The organism is Nitrospirota bacterium (genome assembly GCA_016235245.1).
Taxonomy (GTDB): Bacteria; Nitrospirota; Thermodesulfovibrionia; order Thermodesulfovibrionales; family UBA6898; genus UBA6898.
This window is the reverse complement of the sequence record JACRLO010000034.1, coordinates 57,668-81,181: the sequence shown is the minus strand read 5'-3', so window position 1 is coordinate 81,181 and position 23,514 is coordinate 57,668. Positions and strand designations below refer to the sequence as shown.

At 51.2% G+C, this 23,514-nt stretch carries 24 protein-coding genes; 15 read left to right on the top strand and 9 right to left on the bottom strand.

Annotated elements, in window-relative coordinates:
• Nucleotides 1-241 precede the first annotated feature (241 nt).
• From HZB31_13880 to HZB31_13845, 8 genes are all read right to left on the bottom strand, one after another.
• The gene (locus HZB31_13880; protein MBI5849010.1) at nt 242-1,270 is read right to left on the bottom strand and encodes a zf-HC2 domain-containing protein; all 1,029 of its coding nucleotides are present in this window, start codon (nt 1,268-1,270) and stop codon (nt 242-244) included.
• Nucleotides 1,270-1,878, bottom strand: a complete 609-nt coding sequence (locus tag HZB31_13875; GenBank protein MBI5849009.1) for a sigma-70 family RNA polymerase sigma factor — start codon at nt 1,876-1,878, stop codon at nt 1,270-1,272. The genes HZB31_13880 and HZB31_13875 overlap by 1 nt, the downstream gene beginning before the upstream one ends.
• A gap of 48 nt (nt 1,879-1,926) precedes the next feature.
• Nucleotides 1,927-2,352, bottom strand: a complete 426-nt coding sequence (locus tag HZB31_13870; protein MBI5849008.1) for a hypothetical protein — start codon at nt 2,350-2,352, stop codon at nt 1,927-1,929.
• A gap of 310 nt (nt 2,353-2,662) precedes the next feature.
• A complete protein-coding gene (locus tag HZB31_13865; protein MBI5849007.1) occupies nt 2,663-3,142 on the bottom strand; it encodes a hypothetical protein in 480 nt (159 codons plus the stop codon).
• A gap of 27 nt (nt 3,143-3,169) precedes the next feature.
• Nucleotides 3,170-3,679, bottom strand: coding sequence for a DinB family protein (locus tag HZB31_13860; protein MBI5849006.1), 510 nt, complete (start codon nt 3,677-3,679; stop codon nt 3,170-3,172).
• A 60-nt stretch (nt 3,680-3,739) separates the two neighbouring features.
• Nucleotides 3,740-5,434, bottom strand: a complete 1,695-nt coding sequence (locus HZB31_13855; protein MBI5849005.1) for a hypothetical protein — start codon at nt 5,432-5,434, stop codon at nt 3,740-3,742.
• Nucleotides 5,435-5,444: 10 nt separating this feature from the next.
• On the bottom strand, nt 5,445-5,813 hold the full coding sequence (locus HZB31_13850) for a copper resistance protein CopC (protein MBI5849004.1): 369 nt from the start codon (nt 5,811-5,813) through the stop codon (nt 5,445-5,447).
• Nucleotides 5,814-5,823: 10 nt separating this feature from the next.
• Complete coding sequence (locus tag HZB31_13845; protein ID MBI5849003.1) at nt 5,824-6,657, bottom strand: hypothetical protein; 834 nt, start codon at nt 6,655-6,657, stop codon at nt 5,824-5,826.
• A gap of 296 nt (nt 6,658-6,953) precedes the next feature.
• Here HZB31_13845 and HZB31_13840 point away from each other — a divergent pair, with 296 nt between their 5' ends.
• The 7 genes from HZB31_13840 (at nt 6,954) to fabD (ending at nt 12,927) form a co-directional block, all read left to right on the top strand.
• Nucleotides 6,954-7,436, top strand: coding sequence for a hypothetical protein (locus HZB31_13840; GenBank protein ID MBI5849002.1), 483 nt, complete (start codon nt 6,954-6,956; stop codon nt 7,434-7,436).
• A 4-nt stretch (nt 7,437-7,440) separates the two neighbouring features.
• Nucleotides 7,441-7,890: a hypothetical protein gene (locus tag HZB31_13835; protein ID MBI5849001.1), complete on the top strand. Its 450-nt coding sequence runs from the start codon at nt 7,441-7,443 to the stop codon at nt 7,888-7,890.
• A gap of 75 nt (nt 7,891-7,965) precedes the next feature.
• Nucleotides 7,966-8,700, top strand: coding sequence for a FixH family protein (locus HZB31_13830; protein ID MBI5849000.1), 735 nt, complete (start codon nt 7,966-7,968; stop codon nt 8,698-8,700).
• Between the two features lie 17 nt (nt 8,701-8,717).
• Nucleotides 8,718-9,986, top strand: coding sequence for a cytochrome-c peroxidase (locus HZB31_13825; protein MBI5848999.1), 1,269 nt, complete (start codon nt 8,718-8,720; stop codon nt 9,984-9,986).
• A gap of 134 nt (nt 9,987-10,120) precedes the next feature.
• On the top strand, nt 10,121-10,903 hold the full coding sequence (locus HZB31_13820; protein ID MBI5848998.1) for an electron transfer flavoprotein subunit beta/FixA family protein: 783 nt from the start codon (nt 10,121-10,123) through the stop codon (nt 10,901-10,903).
• On the top strand, nt 10,894-12,078 hold the full coding sequence (locus HZB31_13815) for a 4Fe-4S binding protein (GenBank protein ID MBI5848997.1): 1,185 nt from the start codon (nt 10,894-10,896) through the stop codon (nt 12,076-12,078). The genes HZB31_13820 and HZB31_13815 overlap by 10 nt, the downstream gene beginning before the upstream one ends.
• A 21-nt stretch (nt 12,079-12,099) precedes the next feature.
• Nucleotides 12,100-12,927, top strand: coding sequence for an ACP S-malonyltransferase (gene fabD / locus HZB31_13810; protein ID MBI5848996.1), 828 nt, complete (start codon nt 12,100-12,102; stop codon nt 12,925-12,927).
• A 91-nt stretch (nt 12,928-13,018) separates the two neighbouring features.
• Here fabD and HZB31_13805 read toward each other — a convergent pair whose 3' ends face one another.
• A complete protein-coding gene (locus HZB31_13805) occupies nt 13,019-14,047 on the bottom strand; it encodes a GGDEF domain-containing protein (protein MBI5848995.1) in 1,029 nt (342 codons plus the stop codon).
• A 377-nt stretch (nt 14,048-14,424) separates the two neighbouring features.
• Here HZB31_13805 and sucC point away from each other — a divergent pair, with 377 nt between their 5' ends.
• The 8 genes from sucC (at nt 14,425) to HZB31_13765 (ending at nt 23,420) form a co-directional block, all read left to right on the top strand.
• Entirely contained in the window at nt 14,425-15,588 is a 1,164-nt protein-coding gene (gene sucC, locus HZB31_13800; GenBank protein MBI5848994.1) for an ADP-forming succinate--CoA ligase subunit beta, read from the top strand.
• 32 nt (nt 15,589-15,620) lie between these two features.
• On the top strand, nt 15,621-16,490 hold the full coding sequence (gene sucD / locus HZB31_13795; protein MBI5848993.1) for a succinate--CoA ligase subunit alpha: 870 nt from the start codon (nt 15,621-15,623) through the stop codon (nt 16,488-16,490).
• Nucleotides 16,491-16,525: 35 nt separating this feature from the next.
• Nucleotides 16,526-16,948: a cobalamin B12-binding domain-containing protein gene (locus tag HZB31_13790; GenBank protein ID MBI5848992.1), complete on the top strand. Its 423-nt coding sequence runs from the start codon at nt 16,526-16,528 to the stop codon at nt 16,946-16,948.
• A 28-nt stretch (nt 16,949-16,976) separates the two neighbouring features.
• Nucleotides 16,977-17,894 (top strand): methylmalonyl Co-A mutase-associated GTPase MeaB, encoded by a 918-nt coding sequence (gene meaB, locus HZB31_13785; GenBank protein MBI5848991.1) that lies wholly within the window; start codon nt 16,977-16,979, stop codon nt 17,892-17,894.
• A 15-nt stretch (nt 17,895-17,909) separates the two neighbouring features.
• Nucleotides 17,910-19,550 carry a methylmalonyl-CoA mutase family protein gene (locus HZB31_13780; GenBank protein MBI5848990.1) on the top strand — a complete coding sequence of 547 codons (1,641 nt, stop codon included), beginning with the start codon at nt 17,910-17,912 and terminating at the stop codon, nt 19,548-19,550.
• 64 nt (nt 19,551-19,614) lie between these two features.
• Nucleotides 19,615-20,010: a methylmalonyl-CoA epimerase gene (gene mce, locus HZB31_13775; GenBank protein ID MBI5848989.1), complete on the top strand. Its 396-nt coding sequence runs from the start codon at nt 19,615-19,617 to the stop codon at nt 20,008-20,010.
• 66 nt (nt 20,011-20,076) lie between these two features.
• Nucleotides 20,077-21,588 carry an acyl-CoA carboxylase subunit beta gene (locus HZB31_13770; GenBank protein ID MBI5848988.1) on the top strand — a complete coding sequence of 504 codons (1,512 nt, stop codon included), beginning with the start codon at nt 20,077-20,079 and terminating at the stop codon, nt 21,586-21,588.
• 56 nt (nt 21,589-21,644) lie between these two features.
• The gene (locus HZB31_13765) at nt 21,645-23,420 is read left to right on the top strand and encodes an acetyl-CoA carboxylase biotin carboxylase subunit (GenBank protein MBI5848987.1); all 1,776 of its coding nucleotides are present in this window, start codon (nt 21,645-21,647) and stop codon (nt 23,418-23,420) included.
• The last annotated feature ends 94 nt before the right edge of the window (nt 23,421-23,514 follow it).

Genomic DNA, 23,514 nt, shown 5'->3' with positions numbered 1-23,514 from the left:
ACAGTATCAGTTATATTTAGCACTTCAAAAATTATGCTTTCGTCCCTCCCCCGAAATCATAATCCTGTCAAAAATAAATTAACTGTATCAGGATGATATCGTGAGGTCAAGAGAAAAAAGCAGCGAAAAAAGATGCTGAGTATCTGTTGCGAAAAAAACATATTGCATCAGACTTTGTAGCTTTCTCTGCTCTTTCTATGTTGGCTGAGATTATGATACCGGCATGTCAGAAGTCTTTTCATTACCGGGGGAATCCTCTCCCTGACGATGCTTCTTCAATGATTAGTTTAAATAATCCGCCCTGCAGCGATAAGACCCTGAGGTCTTCTTTTATTCTGCCGAGGCTGCCCAGGTGCGCAAGGAAGTTGGGGTTTTTTGAAGGATCGAGCTTTATTGTAAGGATGATACGGGACTCAGACTCTTCGCTAACCTTCAATTCTCCATGGCTTTTGGCAATGTATGCCTCGATCTCTTTTTTCGCAGTATCCAACTCTCTGACCGCTAAGGTAATAGTGGTAAGAACGGCTGCCTTCTTCTCTGCCGAGAGTTCAGAACGCGGTGCTGCTGGCGCAACCCTTTGCATCGCCTCATCTCTGGATGCCATTCCTGCTGCCTTGCCTGTTTCGGCACGCCGCATTGCAGATGGCGGGGCTGGAGCCGGCGCAAAAGAGGAAGCAGGGGCAGGAATAGCAGAGGTGATCGGAGCAGGAGCTTGCTGTTCAACGGGCTTTTCTTCTTTCAGGGTAGAGAGCTCACGCGTCTCAGTCTTAGCGGCGTTGTCTTTGTGTTTCGCTTCTTCCTCAAGACGCTGCGGCTGCTGTATGCTTTTTTTCTGTATCTCAGGCTTCTGCAGCTCTTTTTCCGGCTCAGCAGGCATGCTTTTTACAACAGGAGCCTGAGGTTGGATCTCCATTTGCCTAAGCTCAGGCCCCATGCTCTTATAGATAAAGACGGCAGCCACGGTTATCAGTATTGCCGCAAATGCCTCAAGCGGCAGTTTGATATGAAGCGGGAAAAAGAGCCATTCTCTCCATCCCTTCTTCGGTCTTGCCTCTGCCCGGATTTTATTCATCACCTTTGCGGTCAGCCATGCGGGCGGCTCAATCTCATCCAGTGTATGAAGTGTTTCGATCGTCTTTTTAATATCAGCTGCATACGCTGCGCAGTCCCTGCATGACCGGAGGTGCTCTTCGATCAAAGCCTGCTGTCCGGAAGGGCTGTTGCCATCAATATACTCATTAATTATTTTCCTGGCATCGCCGCAGTCCATTACCAATCTCCCAGCAGTTTTTTCAGACAGCCCTTGATAGCATCGCGGGCCCTGAAGAGCCTTGATTTAACGGTGCCTTCTGCGAGGGACAGCATATCAGCTATCTCTGTGTATGCAAAACCCTGAATGTCTCTCAAAATGAGCACCTCCCTGAAATCCTGCTCAAGACCGTTGAGGCATTCCTGTACGCCCTTTTGTTGGTCCTTCCTTATCAGGCAGTCCAGTGCAGAAGGATCATCTGATGGGGGGTCAATACTCTTTTGATTGCTGTCAGGGTAAAGGGGGTCGTCACAGGAAAGGGGCTCGTGGGCCCTTCTTGTAACAGTTTGAGCCAGTCTGTTCTTTGCGGTGTTTACGGTTATGCTGTACAGCCACGTAGAGAAACGCGACTTCTGCTGAAAGTCTTTCAGGTTTTTATGGGCAGAGAAAAAGGCGTCCTGAACGACTTCAGAGGCATCTTCCAAGCTGCCTGTTATGCGGTATGCAATGTTGAACATTTTTTTCTGATAGTTCCTCACTAATATTTCAAATGCGTCAACATCACCCTTCAGGCAGAGGGCCACGAGCTCCCGGTCCTCGTCTTTATGTCTCAGGTTAATGTCCGTCATTTCATTAGACAGTTAGTTTATCAGATTTGTTCCGATCAGCAATCGGTCTTAATCTTTAGGTGAAGGGGCGCTTCCGCCTCTCATATGCAGGTCATACAAGGCTTTACCAACGAAAAAGTCGGCCCATGCAATCCCGATATCCGGCAGGGTTGACTTAAGCAGCATGGCTGGAAACGGGATCGACTTTGCCAGTATCTCTGCAATGCTGTAATGGGCCATGATTACCGTGCCGTAGATCACGATAAGACCGTTTAAGAGATAGCCATATACTGCGGTCTTTCTATGGAAGAAGAGGGCGGTTACCACTACGACATCGATCAGCGGCAAGAGGGAAGCGAGCAGTTTTGTGCCGTCAAAGATATATTCGCCCGGATGCAGTTTGTCAGGGACTATGAAAAAATGGATCCTGAGATGGAGCATCAGGCCTGATGCAGCCAACAGGAAAAGGGCGGTCAGCAGAGTGTTTTTTTTCATCTCTCGTCCTAAAACCTGAAGGTGACGATGCTTCCGATATAGAAGGTCAACGCGACCACTACGATATGAAGGACCCACCAGCCCGGCTTATAGCGCATGAAGTATTTGAGCATGTTAGTTCCCCGCCAGATGTCCGAGAATATATACCAGGGCGATCCCCCCAACGTGGATGAGCCACCAGCCGGCCCTGAGGAAACCGATCTTTACGGATAAGGTCTCTTTTGTCATGCTATGCCTCCATTCATGCTGTTCGTTATGTGCGATATCTCCCAAGCCAGATGCCCTTATATGCCGGCATGTCTCATCGGCCTCAGTTGAAATTGCAATTCAGCCAGCCAGGAGGAATTCCATTTCTGAACGCCTCTGACTCTAATTGTTCAAGAGCTTTTTTTGCCCGATCGACTTCCTCGATAGCTTCATCCTGCTTCCTCCTGGCGTCGTCAACCTCTCCTTTTTGAATCCGTATTTTCGTATTCCTGGTCATGAAACGGGCATGAATGTCATCATACTGCTCCTGGGCGGCAGCGGCGTTACGGTTGGCAGTCGAGATTTCCGACCTTGCCTGTTGGCCTTGTCTGCACCAATAATCCTTATCAGAATCCCCGGAAGTTTCCCTGGAGAAATTTGTTTCCGATCCCTGCTTGGATGAATCGTAATCTGCACCCTGCCCGCTATCAGACTTTGTTTTATAGCGTTCCAGATCCTTATTACTGAAAGACGTCTGGCCGTATGCGATTGAACTGATCCATAAGAATGCCAGACTGACTAAGCAGATTGATTTAAAGCCCATTTCAGTCCTCCTTCAAATAATCTTTCTTTAAACAGAGGCGTCAGGAGCCCCGAGCTCTTTGAGGATCTCCTTCATATGGTTAATATGAAACTCCATATGGTAACCGCCCACTCCCGAAATGAAGACTGCCAGCGATGGGTGATCGGTAAGCGGCAAGTCCTTAAACAGGGGGACATAGAGCTCCCGCTTAAGCTGATCGTCTGAGAGGCCTTCAAGAAAATCAGCGATATCGCGGTATTCCTTTTCACAGAGCGACAAAAGTTCCTTCATGCTCATCGCGGCACGACTGTTAGTAAAGAACGGGTTTTCTGCCTCGATGTCCAGCCTTGGCGCTTCCTGCACAAGTGCGAGCCTGAGCAGGGGCAGAAAACTGCCGCCCTCAGGGCCGATGAGATGTGAGATGATCTCCTTGGGCGACCATCTGCCTGCAGGCGACTTCGAGGCGGTCTCCTCGCTCAGTCCTTCGCAAAGCATCCTGATCTCCTGCATCCTGCTGTTTAACAGTTGAGCCAGCTGCTTACCATTCTGTTCTGACATTGTGATCTCTCCTTTCAATCTATTGAAAATGCCCTTATCAGTGCTAGAGCGCTGTATTGGTTACTGAACCTCAATCATGAAGTCGAAAAGCAGGACCTTCCCCTTATGCTGCACCTGGCTGAAGATTTTATAGATACCCTTAACAGGCATGACCAGATCGGCATCGATCTCCGGTCCGAATTTTGCCGGGGCTGCAGCATGCAGATGGTCCTGATGGGAATGGCCCTCTCCCGGCAACTCTCCGTGGGCATGGATAAATGACTTGCGGTCAATAGAAACCACTGCCAGATGCATTGATGCCCCGAGATATGGCTCGAGATCGGTAACTGCCTTACCGTTTTTCTGTATCACAAAGCGCAGCAGCGTATCCGTACCGGCCCGGGCTCCGCCTGGCGGCAGTTCGAGGCTGACATGGTAATCACCAAAAATCTTTATACGGCTGAGGTCGACAGCCGGACTGCCCATGGCAGGGGCCTCGGCAACCATGACCGGGACAGTCTTGCTGAAGGACTCATCGTTTGCGGCAAAATCCAATCCCATGAGATACTCGCCCGGCCGTGGGAACGTAAATTGCAGTGGCAGGACAGCCTCCTTCAGCATCGAGGCGGTTACAGGGCCTATATCCTCGGCATGGATATGGGCAAAAAAACTCAGGTCCCTGCTGATTATGATCGCATGGAGTATGCGTTCATGGGAAAGTTCGATGCCCTGCAGCGGTCTGTTATTATGATCCCTGAGACTGACGGTCATGCGCACCGGGCTTCCTGCAATGATCCTGGGCGGGTCGGTCGCAAGTGTGACAAGCGGCTGCTCCCCTTCTTTTGCAGTGTCCTGAGGCTCCGCAGCCTGAGCCAAATGGGCCTGATGAACTGCCGGGATTGTATGCACGATCTGGGAAACGATCAGCAGGATCCAGGTCATCAGCACTGCGTCGATCCGAGACCTCTTTAAAAAAGTCATTAAATAACCCGCATCGTCATTGCCGCGGGAGGGCGGTATGACAGAACGAAGAGCGAGGATCGCAAGGATCGCAAGTTTAGCAAAAAGGAGTCTGCCATAGGTTGTTGTTACAAGGCCCTGAAGACTGCCGACCGTTGCCCTGGCAGTATATATGCCGGTTCCAACGAGGATTGCCAGCAAAGGGCCAAACGACAGATAGAACCGGTCGGCAATCCCCTCAATGAAAGGAATGTCACCCTGATTCGATCTTGCCTGTGAGGGAGCGAAGAGATAGAAAGATGCAAGGAGTGTTCCTGCCCAGCAGGATACTGCCAGAAGGTGAAGCCAGTCTGCGATCTGCCGGCTGCTCAGATCACCGAAGTCAGCAGGATGGCCTGATGCGCTTCTGCTGAAGGCGATAAGTGCTGCAGAGCAGAACAGGACAATACCGAAAAGGCGGGTGCCAGACCAGCGCCTCCCGGCAATGACGGTAACCAATGCTGCAAAAAGTCCTGCAATCCTGATCATCCACATACTTCCGTAGTGCGACTTGAATATAACGGTCGGAAGCAGTGGAACAACGGAAAGGACACCAAGGCCGCTCATCTCGAGAGCGCGTTGTATAAGGCTGTCGATACTGCTCATTAGCAGGAGAACCAGGCTTGCAATCAGAAACCGGTGCATGCGGGCGGCTGTGATCTCCGGAATTGACCTGCCCGGCGACAGGGTCAGGATGCACCAGGCCATACCAATCACTGCAGCCAGTGCTGCAAGGTCAACAAACGTCCCGGCTGTATGCAAAAAGACCTGCATCATGATGAAGCGCTCATTTAATTACAAAGGTGAAGTCACCGATGGTCCTGTGGCCGTCACGGGCGGCAACATTCCAGATCACTTTGTAGGTCCCCGATGAAAGAGTGGGCAGGCTGGTTTCGAGCAGGGTAGGATCGGCGGGATTTACCCTGCCGTCTCCCTTGTCCACCTTTTTCGACGCAGCATTCTGCACAATGATCGTTGAGAAGGCCGGCTCCAATGCTGCGGTAAACCAGATACGGACCTGGCTTGGTGCCGCCGAAATAGTTGAACCGACGCGCGGTTCAGCGTGATCAGGGAACGCATGGCCGTAGGAAGCGCGAGGCAATGCTGCCAGGACAAGGACAGATATGACTGCGTATATCAGACTCCGGCAGGGCATGGGATCTCACTCACGGCAATACCGGCCTTCCTATGCTCTTTGGAAACAGGTCGTCGAGAAAGAAATGGACCAGGCCGATGACGCCCACGTGATTTCCTGAACGCCCGTTGATCGGGATCTGGGCAGCAATGCCAAACTGCATGGTCTTGCCAACCCACGTGATGCCTGGGTTCACATAACCTGTTGTTTCTCCGCTGCAGCCTCGGTTCAGGCAGGTCTCCATCGGGAACTCAAGCAGAAGGACCGAGCGGTTGAGCGGAGCGCCGAGGCCGACATCTTTTACGAATGACTGCAGATACTGGAGACTGTATTGCAGCGTGATGCCCCAACTGAGGGTGGTCGGAATCTGTTCCACTTCCCGTTCGGTCTCTCCAGTTGCCTCGTCTGTAACATATGTGACTACCTTACTCTTTGTCGCGAAGTTTGGGCCGATAACCCCGGTGATGGCAAATGGCCTCAGATATTTCGCCGAATCGGGCAGATCGCCGAACCCCTTGCCAAAAAAAAGAGCAGGGGAGATTATCGAAAAAGACTCTGCCCCGATGCGCTTTGAACCGGTCCCGCCGATCTCTGCGCCGACGCCGACAGAAAGTATTGTCTCATGCAGTTCACTCGTAAAGAACTGGTATTTTATGCCGAGTTCGAGGTTTCCAAAGCCGCTTTCCGAACCTTCATGAGCCACATCAATATTCTGGTACTCGCTGCCGATAGAGACGCCGAAGTGCGGCGTGATGCGTTTGGCATAGTCGATGCCAAGAGATGTCGTTTTTGTGACACTGTCCTCCCGTATGTGATTAAAAAGGAATGAGAGTTCATCAGACACAAAGGGGTCCTCGACACTCAGCGTGGTCGGAAAGAACCTTTTGCCTGCAAATCCGTGGGCCCATGATGTAACAGGCAGCACGAGCAGCAGAATGAGTGAAATGAGCATTGTGCGAATTGCTGTTGCCTGAAGTGATCCTTCTGTTCTGTGTTCAAGCATTGCTGACATGGTGACCTCCCTTTGGACCGAATGAACGTTCTCATCAGCCCAAAATACTCTATAATATATTTAATTGAAGTCTATCAGCGAATCGGACATGCGTCAAGCATGATCAGATTTTTTAAAGAGGCCATTACAGTCATGAAACGGGAGGCACCATGAAAGGGATACTCTTGGCTGGGGTGATAGTTTTGATCTGTTCAGCGCTTGTCTATGGACATTCTGGCAAGCATGAGTCGGCGGCAAAATTCACGAAACATTTTAATGAAACGCTTTTTGCCATATCAGAGAAAGGGCAGGTAAGCATCGAGGTCCTGCTCGATGAAAAGGAGTATAAGATAGGCAAGGATGTGATCGGTATTGTGATACATGACAGCCATGACGAGGATGTTGAAGATGCAAAGGTCATGGTGACGGTTACCGGTATTGAAGCCCCTCTGAAGGTTACGGAAAAGGGAGGTGGATTATATCTTGCATCGAACACGGGACTCCCTAAGGATGGAGCGTGGAAACTGGGCATTTCAGCGAGAACGAAAAAGATAGAAGACGGAGCCGCATTTTCATTCCCGGAGGTGTTCGCCCACAGGATGCCTGCAGGGAAATACGATGTGGAGGCACTGAAACCGCAGAAGGCGCGCTGACCGTATGCCGCATGCCGGATTGATGAACACGAAGGAGAGCTTTGACAGTGCCGAAGGTGCACTGCTCAGGGCGCGGCTGCATATCCGCGGCGCCAGAAGAAGACTCATGCAGGGCAAGATTGCGGCCGGTATTGTGACGCTTTTTGATGCGCTTGTCTTTGGGCTGCGTTTCTATTTTATGATCCCCGAGCACAGGGACCGGCTGGATCCGGGTAAAACTCTCGATTTGATGCAAGAGAGGGTGTTGATAGGGACCCTCCGAAAAGGTAGTGTTATTGACAGTGACTTTGATCTTGAGGAGTTCGAGGCGCTTGTGGACAGGGCCGCATGGGACGAGATGGCAGACTACGACTACCGACCGTTGCTCCGCAGTTTTGAATCTCTTATGTCCCTGATTGAAGTCATGCCCTTTGATGAGGCTATGCTCCCTGAAGAGGACCCCGCCACTTTCTGAAGATTAATATTCTGCTTGTAAGTCGGCTTTGAGTTTTATACAATAATATATGTAAATAATGACAGGGGGAAATATATGTTCAGAAAAATCGGAGTAATTCTCATTGCAGTACTGTTTCTTGGTTCCATGGCAGTGATGCCTGTTGTTGATCAGCTCTATGCTGCAGATAGTAAATCTGCAGTAAAAGGCTGCGACTGTGGTAAAGACTGCAAGTGCGAGCATTGCAAGAGCGGCAAAGGTGAATGCTCATGCAAAAGCAAGGGCAACGGCAAGGGATGCAACTGTGCGGCTGATGCCAAGGGCGGCTGCCAGTGCGGCAAGGACTGCATGTGTGAACATTGCAAGACCGGCAAGGGCACATGCTCGTGCAAGGGTGGCGGCAAGGGCGGATGCCAATGCGGCAAAAGTTGCAACTGTGGACATTGCGCAGGCGGCGCTGATTCATCTGCTCAGAAGCCGACCTCAGATGCAGATTATGCAAAGAGTATGAAGTCAAAGGCCGGCACTTTTAATGCCTCATATACGAGCGATCCCGAGGCGATTGCTCCCAACAAGCTTATTATCTGGAAGCTGAAAGTAGAGACCGCTGACGGCAAGGCAGTGAAGGATGCCGAGATTACATTATCAGGGGATATGCCGGAACATGGCCACGGATTGCCGACCCAGCCCAAGGTTACGAAGAATTACGGCGACGGCACCTATATGGTTGAAGGCATCAAGTTCAGCATGACCGGCTGGTGGACCATGACATTTACGATCAAGGCCGGCGGAAAGACAGATACCGTTACATTCAATCTTCAGTTGAAGTAGATCACTGGATAGGGCCCGTGAAAAGGATATCTGGGATCTCTTTTCCCAGGGCTGTCAGATACAGTGTGTTGCTGGCTGCCGGATTGTTGGTGATGTGCTGCATCGCAGCAATGGCGTCAGCTGATCAGAAAGATATTAAAGGGATACATGCATGGAGCGGAGAAGAGTTAAGAATTCTCCGCTCCCTTTCACTTTCTTCCCTTCCCCCGCTCCCAAACGACCCGTCCAATAAGTATGCAGACGATCCATTGGCAATAGAGCTCGGCAAGATACTCTTTTTCGATAAAATGTTCAGCGCCAACGGCAAGGTCTCCTGCGCAACCTGTCATATCCCGGAGCAGAGTTTTACCGATACACTCCCTCTTGGCAAGGGCATGGGCACGACCACGAGGCGGACCATGCCTCTGATCGGCAATGCGTACAATGCATGGTTTTTCTGGGACGGCAGAAAGGACAGCCTCTGGTCACAGGCAATAGGGCCGATCGAGAGCCCTGTGGAACACGGCTTTACCCGTTCAATGTGCGCGCATCTGATTGGAGACAAGTATAAGAGGGAATATGAGGGAATCTTCGGGAAATTACCGAGGATGGATCATAAGAGCTGCCCTCCAAAGGCAAGCCCCGGAACAGGAAATCCTGCTGCGCTGAAGACATGGAAGGCAATGAAGCCAGAGGACAGGGAGAGCGTAAACAGGATCTATACCAATATCGGTAAGGCCATAGCTGCCTTTGTGCGCCAGATACTGCCCCAGTCAGCGCCTTTTGACCAATATGTTGATGCTGTGGCGAAGAACGACCTTAAAGCTGCAGAGAAGATGATGAACAGTAATGCGGTTGATGGTCTGAGGCTTTTTATCGGCAAGGCAAAATGCACGAACTGCCACATGGGCCCGCTTTTTACGAACAGCAGTTTTCATCATATAGGTGTCGGTGACGCCAAAGACAGAGGCAGGGCAGAGGGCATTGACAAGGTACTTGGTGATGAATTCAACTGTTTTGGAAAATACAGCGATGCCAAACCTGAAGAATGTTCAGAGTTGAGATTCATCGACACGAATAAGGCTAAATACGTTGGTGCATTCAAGACACCTTCACTGCGGAATGTTGCAGAGCGGCCGCCCTACATGCATACCGGCCAAATGAAGACCCTGTCCGAAGTCCTGAGCTTTTACCGGCAAAGTGGAAGCAGGGAGCTTGAGCATGATGGTTTGACTGATGATGAGCTTGTCAGGATCGAAGCCTTTTTGAAGACGCTGAGCGCGCCCCTGCAATATCCCCAGTTTTAAATACTGCAGTACTGTTTTGCTGCCATGAAGCCTGATCTTGAATTGACGCTCTAAAACCTGCTGTGATAAAATTTAGCTCACAAAAATAGATGCAACTCATCGTTATTTCCGCGTAAATCGAAAGGACCAAACATATGAGGATAGTTGTCTGTATTAAACAGGTGCCTGACAGCGCTGAGGTCAGGATCAACCCGGAGACGAACACGCTGATCAGGGACGGCGTTCCGACGATTAGTAATCCCTATGACGTGCATGCCCTTGAGGCCGGTCTTCAGATCAGGGAGATGATCGGCGGCAAAGTCACGGTCCTTACCATGGGACCGCCGCAGGCAGAGACAGCGCTGCGCGAGGCCATTTCGATGGGGGCTGACGAGGCAGTGCTGCTTACGGACAGGGCGTTTGCCGGCTCAGACACCTGGGCGACAGCCTATACACTCTCAAAAGCGATTGAACAGATCGGTGCCGATGTGATCCTCTGCGGCAAGCAGGCGATTGACGGAGACACTGCTCAGGTCGGCCCGGAAATGGCTGAGTTCATGGATATGCCCCATATTTCCTATATCCGCAAGATCGTTGATGTGGCTGCTGACAAGCTGGTTGTGCAGAGACTGATGGATGACGGCTATGACGTTGTCGAATCATCGCTGCCGGTGCTCCTGACTGTGGTGAAGGAACTGAATGTGCCGAGACTGCCTTCGCTGAAAGGCAAGATGGCTGCGAAGAAGGCCGAGATCAGAAAAATGTCTGCTGCTGATTTAGGGGCTGATGAGAAAAACCTCGGACTGAACGGGTCGCCGACACAGGTGAAGAACATCTTTGCGCCTGAGGCAAAAACGGACCGGACCATGCTGGAAGGCACCTCTGAGGAAAAAATAGATACTCTGGTAAAGGAACTGGTGAGATTGAAATGTATATAAAAGTTAACAGGCAATTATGCACCGGCTGTGAGGCATGCGTTCAGTCATGCCCCTACGATGCCATTGTGATAAAAGAAGACAAGGCAGAGATTACCGAAATGTGCCAGCTCTGCAGGGCCTGCATGAGCGTCTGTCCTGAGGGAGCCATCTCTGAGGTCAAAGAGGCATCAGATACAAAGGAGACAGCGCAGGGCAAAGGCGTATGGGTATTTGCCGAGCAGCGTGAAGGCAAGGTCGCCGGCGTTTCTCTTGAACTTTTGGGTGCAGGCAGAGGTCTCGCCGAAAAGCTCGGGACCGAACTTAGTGCTGTGCTCTTTGGAGGTACAGACCATGATGCAAAGGAACTCGTGCGCTGGGGTGCTGACAAGGTGTTTCACTGTGACGAGGCCGGGTTTCAGGCCTTTAATGACGAGCCGTATGCAGCGCTCCTTTCAAAGCTGATCACAGAGCAGAAGCCCGAGATCGTGCTGACCGGCGCAACACCGATCGGCCGGTCGTTCTTTCCGAGGGTTGCGGCAAAGCTGAGGGCAGGACTGACTGCAGACTGCACATCCCTTGAGATCGATCCTGAGACAAAGAACCTGCTGCAGGTCAGACCGGCATTTGGCGGCAATATCATGGCAACGATCTTTTGCCCCCACGCCCGGCCCCAGATGGCAACCGTCAGACCGCGCGTGATGAAGAGAGGGACCTATGATGAAGCACGCAACGGCGAGGTCGTCAAGGTCAGTGCAAAGGGCATATCTTCCCGCACAAAAGTGATCGAGACCGTGAAAGAGGTCTCTGAACTTGCGATCAACCTTCAGGATGCCAATATTATCGTTGCAGGCGGCAGGGGAATGGGAAATGAAAAAGGTTTCCAGCTTCTGCATGACCTCTCTGATGTGCTCGGCGCGTCAGTTGCAGCCTCACGGGCTGCTGTGGATGAAGGCTGGATACCTTACCGCCATCAGGTGGGCCAGACCGGCAAGACCGTGAGTCCGAAGCTGTACATTGCCTGTGGCATCTCAGGAGCAGTTCAGCATCTGGTCGGCATGCAGTCCTCTGATGTGATCATTGCGATTAACAAGAACCCGGACGCTCCGATTTTCAATGTGGCAACCTACGGCATTGTGGGTGACGCCAATGAGATCGTGCCGATGCTTACCAAAAAAATCAGGGAATTAAAAGGGTAATAATTTATGACAACGGTATTTATGTTCCCAGGTCAGGGTTCCCAGGCAGTTGGTATGGGTGCTGATCTTTTCGATCGTTATCCTGATCTGGTCGCAGAGGCGGATTTAATCCTCGGTTACTCGATCAAGGAACTCTGTCTTCTGAATCCTGACGATAAGCTCAAACAGACGGACTACACCCAGCCGGCGCTGTACGTCGTAGATATCCTGAGCTATCTGGCCAAGGTCGAAGTTGAGGGGCTTAGGCCGGATTTTGTGATCGGCCACAGTCTGGGCGAGTATGCTGCCCTGTATGCTGCAGGAGCCTTTGATTTTGGCATTGGCCTCAGGCTGGTCCAGAAGCGCGGCGCACTGATGAACGCAGCAACCGGCGGAGGCATGGCAGCCATATTAGGCATGACGGGAGACGCTGTTGCCACGGCCTTGGCCGAGCTCGGTGCAGGCAGTATTGATGTTGCCAATTTTAATTCCCCGGGCCAGACCGTAATCTCCGGTCCCAAGGCAGACATTGAGGCCGTTGCACCTCAGATGAAGGAAAAGGGGGCCAAGAGGGCGGTTATACTCCCTGTCAGCGGCGCCTTTCACAGTCGCTATATGAAACCGGCAGCAGAAGAGTTCGAGACATTTCTAGGCGGATTCAGCTTTAACAGCCTGAACATTCCCTGCATTGCCAACTGCAGTGCCCAGCCGTACTCGGATGACTCTATTTCCTTGAATCTGGTTAAGCAGATCTACAGCAGTGTGAGGTGGGTTGAGACAATCAAAGGCCTTCGTGCGCAGGGTGCCGACACGTTTATCGAGGTTGGCCCGGGAACTGTCCTTGCCGGCCTTGCCCGCCAGATCGATTAACTGTTTCTGTCTGAAATATTTGGTTCGACTGGCTGTTGGGGTAACTTTCAGCTCCTTATCTTGTCAGACGTATTATTGAGATATTTTCTGCTCAGAAAAGTGTTATATCTCCAGACTCAATTTCCTTCACAGAGGCAAGGCCCAATGCAATCAGATCATCAAACATCGCAATTTGGTTGCGGCCCCTGTTTTTGCTGTGATAGAGGGCCTGGTCTGCATAGTCAATAAGCGTCATGGCAAATATGCTTCGATCGATTCTGGTTGCCCCGATGCTTATCGTTACCGTTCCTACCTGCGGAAACTCTCGCTCCTCCACGGTCCTTCTCAGCCGCTCCAGTGCTATTTTACAGCCTTCCTTGTCAGGACAGCGGAGTATCACGACAAATTCCTCTCCTCCAAAACGAAAGAGCATGTCGTCTTCCCTGAATACAGACTTGAGCACCTGCGCCATCAAGACGAGCACCTCGTCTCCATAAAGGTGCCCGAACCTGTCGTTGACTGCCTTGAAGTGGTCAATATCAATCATTGCAAGCCAGTAACTCATCGCTTTGTTGTCCCGCCGGTCATCAGGGAATTCATCGGCTTCAGTGGGTATGAGTTCATAAATCTTCATGATGCATTCATCAAAGGTTTTTCTGTTGGCAAGACCGGTCAGGAGGTCAGTCTGGGCGTATCTCAAAAGATCACAAAAGTTTCGATAAACCTGCAGCACACCGGAGACCATATGCGAGTCCATCTTGCTCAGTTCATCCTTTGTGGTAATAAGCAAAAATGTCCGAGCAGAGCGAGTTTCGATAATATTGTATATGATCAGGCGATCATCTCCATCCCTGAGTATATATTGCCGCGCCTCGCTTGCAACCAGATGCTCAATTGCCATCCTTGTGGCCTCAGGTAAGGAGATCTGTTCAAGCCTGATAGTGCACTTGCTTTCTCCAAAGACTATTTCCATCCGAGGCCGATATTTCATGTCCAACTTTATCATGCTTATTCCCTTGGGTCTGAAAAAACTGTGCAAGGTCTTCATCAGGCTGAACTCAAGCAGTTCGAGGTCCCTTATGGAGGTAAGATCTGCCAGTTGATCAAGAAGCCGTGGTGTTGCGGGCATAAGATTTCCCATAGTATTGATCCCCCATTAATTTCTGTGCAATATCCTTTTCATCATCTGCTTACAACATATTATATCCTAGTTTCGTTCTATTGCCTGCCAATAACGTTGCATCTGAAATGATGAAGTAGGAGTAAACGAATAGGATCATTTTGCTCCTTTCTTCTTGCAATATTCATTGTTGCGCCAGCTGAAACTTGTTGAATGACAGATGAACTCTTCAACAAAAGAGAATCACTTTTTGCATTTAATTGGGCAGCAAATAGTAATGGTATTTAGATACTATAAAAACATCTTATAAATGTATTGCCGACTTGGGGTTTGCTCTGCTAATATTAAGCAAAAATATAGTTTTCAAAGTATAGGAATTTTAGGGAAGAGGCGGTTACATGAAGATCCACGAATATCAGGCAAAGGAACTGTTTCGTCAGCATCACATTTCTGTTCCTGAGGGCTATCTTGCCACAAGCCCTGATGAAGCCTCTGCTTCTGCCGAAAGGCTCGGCAAATTCCCCGTTGTAGTCAAGGCACAAATTCATGCAGGCGGCCGCGGCAAAGGCGGCGGTGTTAAACTTGCCAGGAGTCTTGATGAGGTGAAGAGCGCGGCTGAGGCAATATTAGGCAGACCGCTTGTGACGCCCCAGACCGGGCCCGAGGGCAAGAAGGTCAGGAAACTTCTGGTGGAGCAGGGGCTTGATATCCAACAGGAACTATATCTCTCGATCATCCCGGACAGGTCTACGGCAAAGATCATGATCATTGCAAGCCGGGCAGGCGGAATGGATATCGAAGAGGTTGCAGCTACGCAGCCCGAAAAGATAATCAGGGTCCTGATTAATCCGCTCACCGGACTCGCCCCCGCCCATTGCAGAGAAATCACGGCCGGTCTTAATCTGCCTGATTCGCTTGCCCATAAGTTTTCCTCGCTGATCGAAAATCTGTATGGACTTTTTATCGAAACCGACTGTTCTTTGCTTGAGATCAATCCGCTGGTGATTACCACTCAAGGGAATCTGATCGCACTGGATGCAAAAATGGATATCGATGATAATGCCCTGTTCCGGCAGAAGAATATCCTGAACTACCGGGACACTGAAGAAGAAGACCCTCTCGAACTTGAGGCCTCGAAATTCAACCTCAATTACATCAATCTGGATGGAAATGTCGGCAATATGGTCAACGGTGCCGGGCTTGCAATGGCCACCATGGATCTGATCAAGAGTGCCGGTGCATCGCCTGCGAATTTTCTTGATGTCGGCGGCGGAGCAAATGAGGAGATGGTCGAAAACGGTTTCCGTATCATTTTGAGCGACCGTAATGTCAAAGTAATTCTGATCAATATTTTCGGCGGGATTCTCCGGTGCGATGTCCTGGCTGAAGGGGTTGTCCAGGCAGCCAAAAAGACCGGAATCACGGTGCCGGTTGTGATCCGGATGCAAGGGACGAATGTAGAGAAGGGCAGAGAAATTCTTGCAGCCTCAGGCCTGAATCTTATTACCGCAGAGGACCTGAACGCTGCAGCAGGAAAGATTGCGGAGATCGTCGGAACATGAAGAGAGACTTAAGAAAAGCGGGATAGGAGATCATGGCAATATTTGCAGATAAAGAAACAAAACTGCTTGTCCAGGGGATTACCGGGAAAGAGGGCCAATTCCATACCCGGCAGTGCATTGAATATGGGACAACGGTCGTGGCCGGCGTTACCCCCGGAAAGGGCGGACAGATCATGGACAATGTGCCTGTATATAATTCCGTGAAGGAAGCTGTACAGGAAACCGGGGCGAACTGCAGCATGATTTTTGTACCTCCGGCCTTTGCCGCTAAGGCAATTATGGAAGCAATTGACGGTGGAGTTGATCTCATCGTTGCCATCACCGAAGGCATTCCGGTGCTCGACATGATGCGTATCAAAAATTATCTGAACGGGAAAAAAGTCAGGCTTATCGGGCCGAACTGCCCTGGGATCATAACACCTGGCCAGTGCAAAATCGGTATTATGCCCGGCTTCATCCATAAGCCCGGCGGACCGATCGGCGTTGTGTCGCGCTCCGGCACCCTGACCTATGAGGTTGTGCATCAACTGACAACAAAGGGGATTGGGCAGACAACCTGCCTCGGCATCGGAGGTGACCCGGTAAACGGAATAAACTTTATCGATTGCCTCAAGGCCTTTGAAGAAGATCTGGAGACAAAGGGTATTGTCCTTGTGGGCGAAATCGGCGGCACTGCAGAGGAAGAGGCTGCGGCCTATATCATTGAAAAAGTGAGTAAACCTGTAGTCGGGTTTATTGCGGGATTAAGCGCCCCTCCGGGCAGACGCATGGGGCATGCAGGGGCTATCGTCAACGGCACGAGTGGCACAGCCCAGTCAAAGATTGCAGTCATGAAGGAGGCAGGAATTCATGTATGCGAAAATCTCGGCAGGTTCGGTGATTTCTGCGCCGGCGTTTTTTGATTTTCCAGATAAAGATTCTCTATGCGGGGTAATACATGTCTGAACAAAAGAAAATATATCGAGTATTGATCGGAAAACCTGGTCTGGACGGCCATGACAGGGGTGCTAAATTCCTTGCCCGTGCCCTTCGCGATGCCGGTTTTGAGGTGGTCTATACCGGAATCCGGAGAACGCCAGAAGAAATTGCTGCTGCAGCAGTTCAGGAAGATGTATCGGCCGTGGGCCTGTCATTGCTTTCCGGGGCGCATCTGAGCCTTTTCCCTGCAGTGGTTAAGGCTCTGAAGAATGCCGGTGCCGGAGATATTCCGGTACTGGGCGGTGGTATTATCCCTGATGAAGATATCGGGCTGCTCAAAGATGCCGGGATTAGCGCGGTGTACACCCCTGGGACCCCAGTGGACCGGATCATTGCTGCTTTTCGCAATGCCTGTGAAGAACAGGAAGCTCGAAGAACCTGAGTAAAAGAATACCGGAGAAATTTCACTGATGATGAGTGAGCAGATACTTAGGGGATTAAAAGACCGTGACCCAAGGGGAATCGCCAGGGCCATTTCCCTTGTTGAAGAAAACGATCCCCTGGCAGATGAAATACTCTCATCTCTTGATGATTCGCTTGTCGATCAGGCAATGGTTTTAGGTATAACCGGTCCTCCGGGTGCAGGGAAATCAACTCTGACCGACCGGATTATATCAAAGTACCGTTCCCTGGGCAGGAGAGTGGGGGTCATTGCAGTAGACCCTTCTTCGCCCATTTCGGGCGGTGCCATCCTCGGTGACCGGATACGGATGATGGGGCATTCCCTTGATAAGGATGTGGTTGTCCGTTCCATGGCTACGAGGGGAAGACTGGGAGGGTTGTGTGCTGCTGCAGGGGCCGCAGTGAGGATACTTGCAGGCAGCGGGTGCTCTGTAATTATTATTGAAACCGTAGGAGTAGGGCAATCGGAAATGGATATCATCAGGCTTGCAGACATCACGACCCTGGTACTTGCTCCAGGCCTTGGCGACGACATTCAGGCCATGAAGGCAGGTCTTCTGGAGGTGGCTGACATCCTGATCGTCAATAAAGCGGACTGTGCCGGTGCGGAGACACTTGCCATGGATATGGAATCTATTGCCCGTGAGGGCATCAGGAAAGACAAATGCAGTACAAAGGTCTGCATGACCGTTGCCCTGGAAGGGAAGGGGATTGACGATCTGCTTGCGGCAATCGAAACCGTTGATGCTTCACACAGGGAAAGCGGTGAACGCAGGGCACGCAGGGAAAAGGCGTATGACCTTGAAGTATTGGACTGGGCCCTTGAGATGATTAAGCCTTCGATAATCGAGAAGATCAAAACATGGGAGCATGACCGGAAAGGCGCTCCGCGCCTGCAGGCTGCAAAACTGCTTGCACAGAAATGATTGAGGATAATTATCATGGAAAAACATCCTGAACAGATAGACTGGGAAAAAGAGCTGGTCAAAAACCTCAACCGTTATCCGGAGAGGAAGGAGAAGTTCACCAATCACGGCGGCGAAGAAATTCCCCGGCTTGCCGTGCCGGATCAGATCGACGATCACTATGTAGAGGATATCGGCTTTCCCGGACGTTATCCTTATACCCGGGGAGTGCAGCCCACCATGTACCGGGGACGGTTCTGGACCATGCGCCAGTATGCCGGTTTCTCAACCGCATCGGAATCTAACAAGAGATACCGGTATTTACTCGATCAGGGAACAACCGGTCTTTCCATAGCCTTTGATCTGCCGACCCAGATCGGCTACGACTCTGATGACCCGATGGCTGCCGGAGAAGTGGGGAAAGTCGGAGTGGCGATTGATTCATTGGCTGACATGGAACTCCTTTTTGACCGGATTCCTTTGGACAAGGTTTCTACCTCCATGACCATCAACGCACCTGCTGCCATACTCCTTGCCATGTATGCGGCTGTTGCTGAAAAGCAGGGGGTGGCGATCAGCAAAATCAAAGGAACGATCCAGAACGATATCCTCAAGGAATACGTGGCCCGCGGCACCTATATCTTTCCGCCCACGCCGAGTCTGCGGCTGATCACCGATACCTTCAAATGGTGCACAGAACATACCCCGGAATTTAATACTATTTCGATCTCCGGTTATCACATCCGTGAGGCCGGATCCACTGCGGTCCAGGAAGTGGCCTTCACCCTGGCCAACGGCATCACCTATGTGCAGGCCGCACTGGATGCCGGGCTTGAACTCGATAATTTTGCGCCAAGGCTTTCGTTCTTCTTCAATGCCTCTTCCGATCTTCTGGAAGAGGTTTCCAAATTCCGGGCTGCCAGAAGACTATGGGCACGGATCATGAAAGAGCGTTTCAAGGCCGTGAAACCGGCAAGCCGGATGCTGCGCTTCCATACACAGACGGCAGGGTACACGCTTACTGCCCAGCAGATAGACAATAACATTGTAAGAGTTGCGCTCCAGGCTTTGTCCGCAGTCCTTGGCGGCACACAGTCGCTGCATACCAATTCCCGGGATGAGGCACTGTCTCTGCCCACAGAAGATTCCGTACGCACGGCCCTTCGCACACAGCAGGTGATAGCCCATGAATCAGGTGTTGCCAATTCAGTTGATCCTCTGGCCGGGTCTTATTTTATTGAGGAACTTACCGACCGCATCGAGTCGCAGGCCTCCGAACTTATTGCAAAGATCGACAAGGCTGGCGGTGTTGTAGCAGCAATCGAAGATGGTTTTATCCAGCGCCAGATCGAAAACAGCGCCTATGAATACCAGCAGGAGATCGAAAAAGGGCAGCGCATAATTGTCGGGGTAAACGACTTTAAAATTGATGAAAAAACAAAACCCCCGCTGCTGCGTGTTGATCCTGAAGTAGAAAATGCCCAGGTACAGGGCCTCAAGGAACTGCGTCAGAGGCGTGATAATAATAAAGTTGAGGAAGCGCTTGCGAATCTGTCCGTATGCGCCCGGGGTTCATCGAACCTGATGCCCGCGATACTTGCTGCGGTCAAAACATATGCTACGCTGGGCGAAATCTGCCACGTTCTGCGGGAGGTGTTCGGTGAGTACAGAGGATGATTCGATTCCGGACTGAGAACGCAGGTATAATAAAAAACACACCCACTTTGGAGTTATTGCTTCCATGATAGAGAAAATTGATCATATTGGGATTGCGGTCAGGTCTATTGATCTGGCACGGAAATTCTATGAAGAGGTGCTGGGGCTTGTCTGTGAAAAGGAAGAGGTTGTGGCCTCGCAAAAGGTGAGGACCGCTTTTTTTACGGTGGGAGATATCCATATCGAGCTGCTGGAACCCACCGCCGATGACAGCCCCATCGCCGGATTTCTCGAAACAAAGGGAGAAGGCTTCCATCATATTGCGTATATGACCAATGATATTGACAGCCAGTTGGCAATCGCCCGGGAGCATGGATGCAAATTGATCAATGAGACTCCGATAAAGGGTGCCGGCGGCAAACAGGTGGCGTTTTTACATCCGAAGAGCACGTTCTGCGTGCTCACCGAGTTCTGTGAATAAGACCTTTTCTGAGGGGGTGTGATTGTGCAGCAGCCAGGCCAGGATAATCTGAGAAAACTTGAAACCATGAAAGAGGAGGCCTTTTTAGGCGGAGGGGCTAAAAGGATTGAGGCCCAGCACCGCAAGGGAAAGCTCACCGCGCGAGAGCGTATCGACCTGCTCCTTGATGAGGGTTCATTTGAAGAATTCGATCTGCTGATGACCGGAAGAGGGGGGCAGAATGCCGGGATCGGTGAGTTCCCCGGAGATGGGGTAATAACCGGCCATGGCACTATTGACGGCCGCGAGGTCTTCATATTCAGCCAGGATTTCACCATCATGGGAGGGGCGCTTGGCGAGGCCCATGCCCAGAAGATCTGTAAAGTTATGGACCATGCAGTACGGGTAGGAGCGCCAATCATCGGCCTGAACGATTCCGGAGGCGCGCGTATCCAGGAAGGGGTTGAATCGCTGGCAGCGTATGGAGAAATTTTCCACCGCAATGTCCAGGCAAGCGGGGTGGTTCCTCAGATATCGTGCATCATGGGTCCCTGCGCCGGAGGTGCGGTCTATAGCCCGGCAATTACGGATTTTACCTTCATGGTCGAAAATACTTCATACATGTTTGTGACAGGCCCCAATGTGGTCAAGACCGTTACCCACCAGGACATTACCGCAGAAGAATTAGGCGGGGCCATGGTGCACAGCAAAAAAAGCGGTGTGGCCCATTTCGCGTTTCCCAATGATATTCTCTGCCTGCGGGAGGTGAGGCGGCTGATCAATTATCTGCCTTCAAACAATCGTCAGCAGTCGCCGATTCTCGATCTGAGGGATCCGGCTGAACGCATTGACCCGGCCCTTGATTATCTGGTCCCGGCCAACCCGAACCAGACCTATGACATGAAGATTCTCATCACCAGTATTTTAGACGGAGCCGAATTTCTTGAGATCCATCCCCATTTTGCCAGGAATATCATCGTGGGTTTCGGCCGTCTTGGCGGTCAGACCATCGGCCTCATTGCCAACCAGCCTGCAGTGCTTGCCGGTGTCCTCGATGTGCAGGCCTCGGAAAAAGCCGCCCGATTTGTCCGTTTCTGCGATGCCTTCAATATCCCGCTTGTCTGCCTTGAGGATGTACCGGGCTTCATGCCCGGACCGGAACAGGAGTACGGCGGTATCATCCGGCACGGGGCAAAATTGCTCTATGCCTTTTCAGAAGCTACGGTGCCGCGAATAACGGTTATTATTCGGAAAGCATATGGCGGCGCATACGTGGTCATGAATTCCAAGCATATTGGCTGCGACCTGAATTTTGCCTGGCCTGCAGCGGAAATCGCTGTCCTTGGCCCCAAAGGTGCTGCACAGATCATTTACCGCAAGGAGATTGAAGAGGCTGCTGACCCTGATGAGATGCTCGCCCGGAAAACAGAAGAATACCGGATAACGTATGCCAATCCCTTCATGGCAGCCAAAAGAGGGTTTATCGACGACGTCATCAGTCCTCGTGATACAAGGCACCGGCTGATCCGCAGCCTTCAGTTTCTGGAAAACAAGAGGACAGTCCGGCCACAGAGGAAACATGGCAATATCCCCTTGTGAGCTGACAGTTGCGATGCGAGCTGAAGAGAATAATGCTATAACGTTAAGGGGTCACCATGTTTAAAAAAATCCTTATAGCCAACCGCGGTGAGATTGCGATCCGTATCATCCGGACCTGCAGAAAACTGAATGTAAAGACTGTTGCCGTGTATTCGGATATTGATGCGCGTTCACTCCATGTTCGGGAGGCTGACGAGGCTGTTCATATCGGGCCGTCTCCGTCTCCTTCCTCATATCTTGTGCATGAAAAAATTATCCGGGCTGCGGTTGAGCAGGGTTGCGAGGCTGTCCATCCGGGATATGGTTTTCTTTCGGAGAATTCAGTATTTGCTGCAGCCGTGGTCAAGGCCGGCTTGAAATTTATCGGGCCTTCACCAGAGGTGATCGCTGCGCTTGGAGATAAGATTTCAGCCAAGAATATCGCGATGAAAGCAGGGGTACCCGTGGTGCTCGGTCACAACCTGCCTATTGTTGACCTTGAAGAAATTAAGGCGCTTGCTGCTGAAATAGGCTATCCCGTGCTGCTTAAGCCGGCTGCCGGAGGAGGAGGCCGGGGCATGCGCATGGTTGCCACTCCTTCTGAACTTGAGGCTGCCCTTCAGTCGGCACAGGAGGAGACCCGCAAGGCATTTGGCGACAACAGGATTTTTCTGGAGCGATTTATCATCAACCCCCGCCATATAGAGATCCAGATCATTGCTGACCAGCATGGAAAAGTCGTCTCTTTGGGAGAACGGGAATGCTCAATCCAGCGGCGCTACCAGAAGGTGATCGAAGAGGCGCCCTCCCTGGCGGTTGATGCGGCACTGAGGTCCCGTATGGGCGATATGGCTTGTGCCCTGGCCCGCGAGGCAGGATATTCGAATGCCGGGACAGTGGAATTTATCATGGATAATCATAGGAACTTCTTCTTCATGGAAATGAACACAAGACTTCAGGTGGAGCATCCTGTTACCGAGATGGTTACCTCCCTTGACCTGGTCGAACTGCAGCTCAGGGTCGCGGCAGGCGAACCGCTGCCGATCTCTCAGGAGGATGTCGCCATAAAAGGCTGGTCCATAGAGGCCAGGATCTGTGCTGAAGATTCCAGCCGAAATTTCCTGCCGTCTACAGGACTGCTCACCAGGTATTCAAATCCCAGGGGCAGAAATATCAGACTTGACAGCGGTGTTGAGGCCGGGAGCTTTATAAGCGTGTATTACGACTCACTGGTCTCCAAAGTTATCAGTTGGGGGGAGACTCGCGAAGAAGCCAGGACCACCCTGATCAATGCCCTGAATCGATATCATGTTGAGGGCGTGACCACCAATCTGAATTTTGCGAATTCTATTCTCAACCACCCGGCCTTTATCAAAGGCGAGCTTTCGACCGGGTTTATTGATGAATTTTATGAGGAAGGCGAGTCCAAAATCGACCCGCCAATGGAGCAGCTTGAGGCCATGGTGCTTGCCACTACCGTTGTGTATCATAACCGAAAAAATCTGGTCCGTGAATCGTTAAAACCGATGGCTGCAAAGGTCGGTCTGTCTCACAAGCCGGCCCAGTTGCATCGTTATGTTGTCAAGGGCAATAAGAACATCTTTGACGTTGAACTGCAGGGACAGGTCTCATCCACGGATTGGAGTGTCAGGGTAAACGGGACGGAATTCGCAGTCGTTGCACCGGTTTTTGAATTCTATCGGCGAAGGCGCGGCCAGGACCTTGTGGTCATCGAATCCATGAAAATGGAAAGTGGTGTTTCCTCCCCCTGCGACGGAGTCGTGGAAAATGTGGCGGTAACGATCGGCAAAGCCGTAGAAAGTGATGAGGTCCTCATCACGTTCACAACCTGATCGATTTATCAATTAACGATGAGCAATGGATAGTCTCCGGCGTGACGTGGGGCAGTGGAAAGGCAACTGTCATGGCAGGTCCCGGTGAATCAGA

Excerpts from the sequence above, each read along its gene's own strand:
- HZB31_13770 (MBI5848988.1), top strand. The coding sequence starts at position 20,077 with ATGAAAGAGGAGGCCTTTTTAGGCGGAGGGGCTAAAAGGATTGAGGCC.
- sucC (MBI5848994.1), top strand. The coding sequence starts at position 14,425 with ATGAAGATCCACGAATATCAGGCAAAGGAACTGTTTCGTCAGCATCAC.
- meaB (MBI5848991.1), top strand. The coding sequence starts at position 16,977 with ATGATGAGTGAGCAGATACTTAGGGGATTAAAAGACCGTGACCCAAGG.
- HZB31_13765 (MBI5848987.1), top strand. The coding sequence starts at position 21,645 with ATGTTTAAAAAAATCCTTATAGCCAACCGCGGTGAGATTGCGATCCGT.
- HZB31_13830 (MBI5849000.1), top strand. The coding sequence starts at position 7,966 with ATGTTCAGAAAAATCGGAGTAATTCTCATTGCAGTACTGTTTCTTGGT.
- HZB31_13815 (MBI5848997.1), top strand. The coding sequence starts at position 10,894 with ATGTATATAAAAGTTAACAGGCAATTATGCACCGGCTGTGAGGCATGC.
- HZB31_13865 (MBI5849007.1), bottom strand. The coding sequence starts at position 3,142 with ATGGGCTTTAAATCAATCTGCTTAGTCAGTCTGGCATTCTTATGGATC.
- HZB31_13820 (MBI5848998.1), top strand. The coding sequence starts at position 10,121 with ATGAGGATAGTTGTCTGTATTAAACAGGTGCCTGACAGCGCTGAGGTC.
- HZB31_13855 (MBI5849005.1), bottom strand. The coding sequence starts at position 5,434 with ATGATGCAGGTCTTTTTGCATACAGCCGGGACGTTTGTTGACCTTGCA.
- mce (MBI5848989.1), top strand. The coding sequence starts at position 19,615 with ATGATAGAGAAAATTGATCATATTGGGATTGCGGTCAGGTCTATTGAT.
- HZB31_13850 (MBI5849004.1), bottom strand. The coding sequence starts at position 5,813 with ATGCCCTGCCGGAGTCTGATATACGCAGTCATATCTGTCCTTGTCCTG.
- HZB31_13875 (MBI5849009.1), bottom strand. The coding sequence starts at position 1,878 with ATGACGGACATTAACCTGAGACATAAAGACGAGGACCGGGAGCTCGTG.
- HZB31_13840 (MBI5849002.1), top strand. The coding sequence starts at position 6,954 with ATGAAAGGGATACTCTTGGCTGGGGTGATAGTTTTGATCTGTTCAGCG.
- HZB31_13780 (MBI5848990.1), top strand. The coding sequence starts at position 17,910 with ATGGAAAAACATCCTGAACAGATAGACTGGGAAAAAGAGCTGGTCAAA.
- fabD (MBI5848996.1), top strand. The coding sequence starts at position 12,100 with ATGTTCCCAGGTCAGGGTTCCCAGGCAGTTGGTATGGGTGCTGATCTT.
- HZB31_13870 (MBI5849008.1), bottom strand. The coding sequence starts at position 2,352 with ATGAAAAAAAACACTCTGCTGACCGCCCTTTTCCTGTTGGCTGCATCA.
- HZB31_13835 (MBI5849001.1), top strand. The coding sequence starts at position 7,441 with ATGCCGCATGCCGGATTGATGAACACGAAGGAGAGCTTTGACAGTGCC.
- sucD (MBI5848993.1), top strand. The coding sequence starts at position 15,621 with ATGGCAATATTTGCAGATAAAGAAACAAAACTGCTTGTCCAGGGGATT.
- HZB31_13790 (MBI5848992.1), top strand. The coding sequence starts at position 16,526 with ATGTCTGAACAAAAGAAAATATATCGAGTATTGATCGGAAAACCTGGT.
- HZB31_13880 (MBI5849010.1), bottom strand. The coding sequence starts at position 1,270 with ATGGACTGCGGCGATGCCAGGAAAATAATTAATGAGTATATTGATGGC.
- HZB31_13860 (MBI5849006.1), bottom strand. The coding sequence starts at position 3,679 with ATGTCAGAACAGAATGGTAAGCAGCTGGCTCAACTGTTAAACAGCAGG.
- HZB31_13805 (MBI5848995.1), bottom strand. The coding sequence starts at position 14,047 with ATGGGAAATCTTATGCCCGCAACACCACGGCTTCTTGATCAACTGGCA.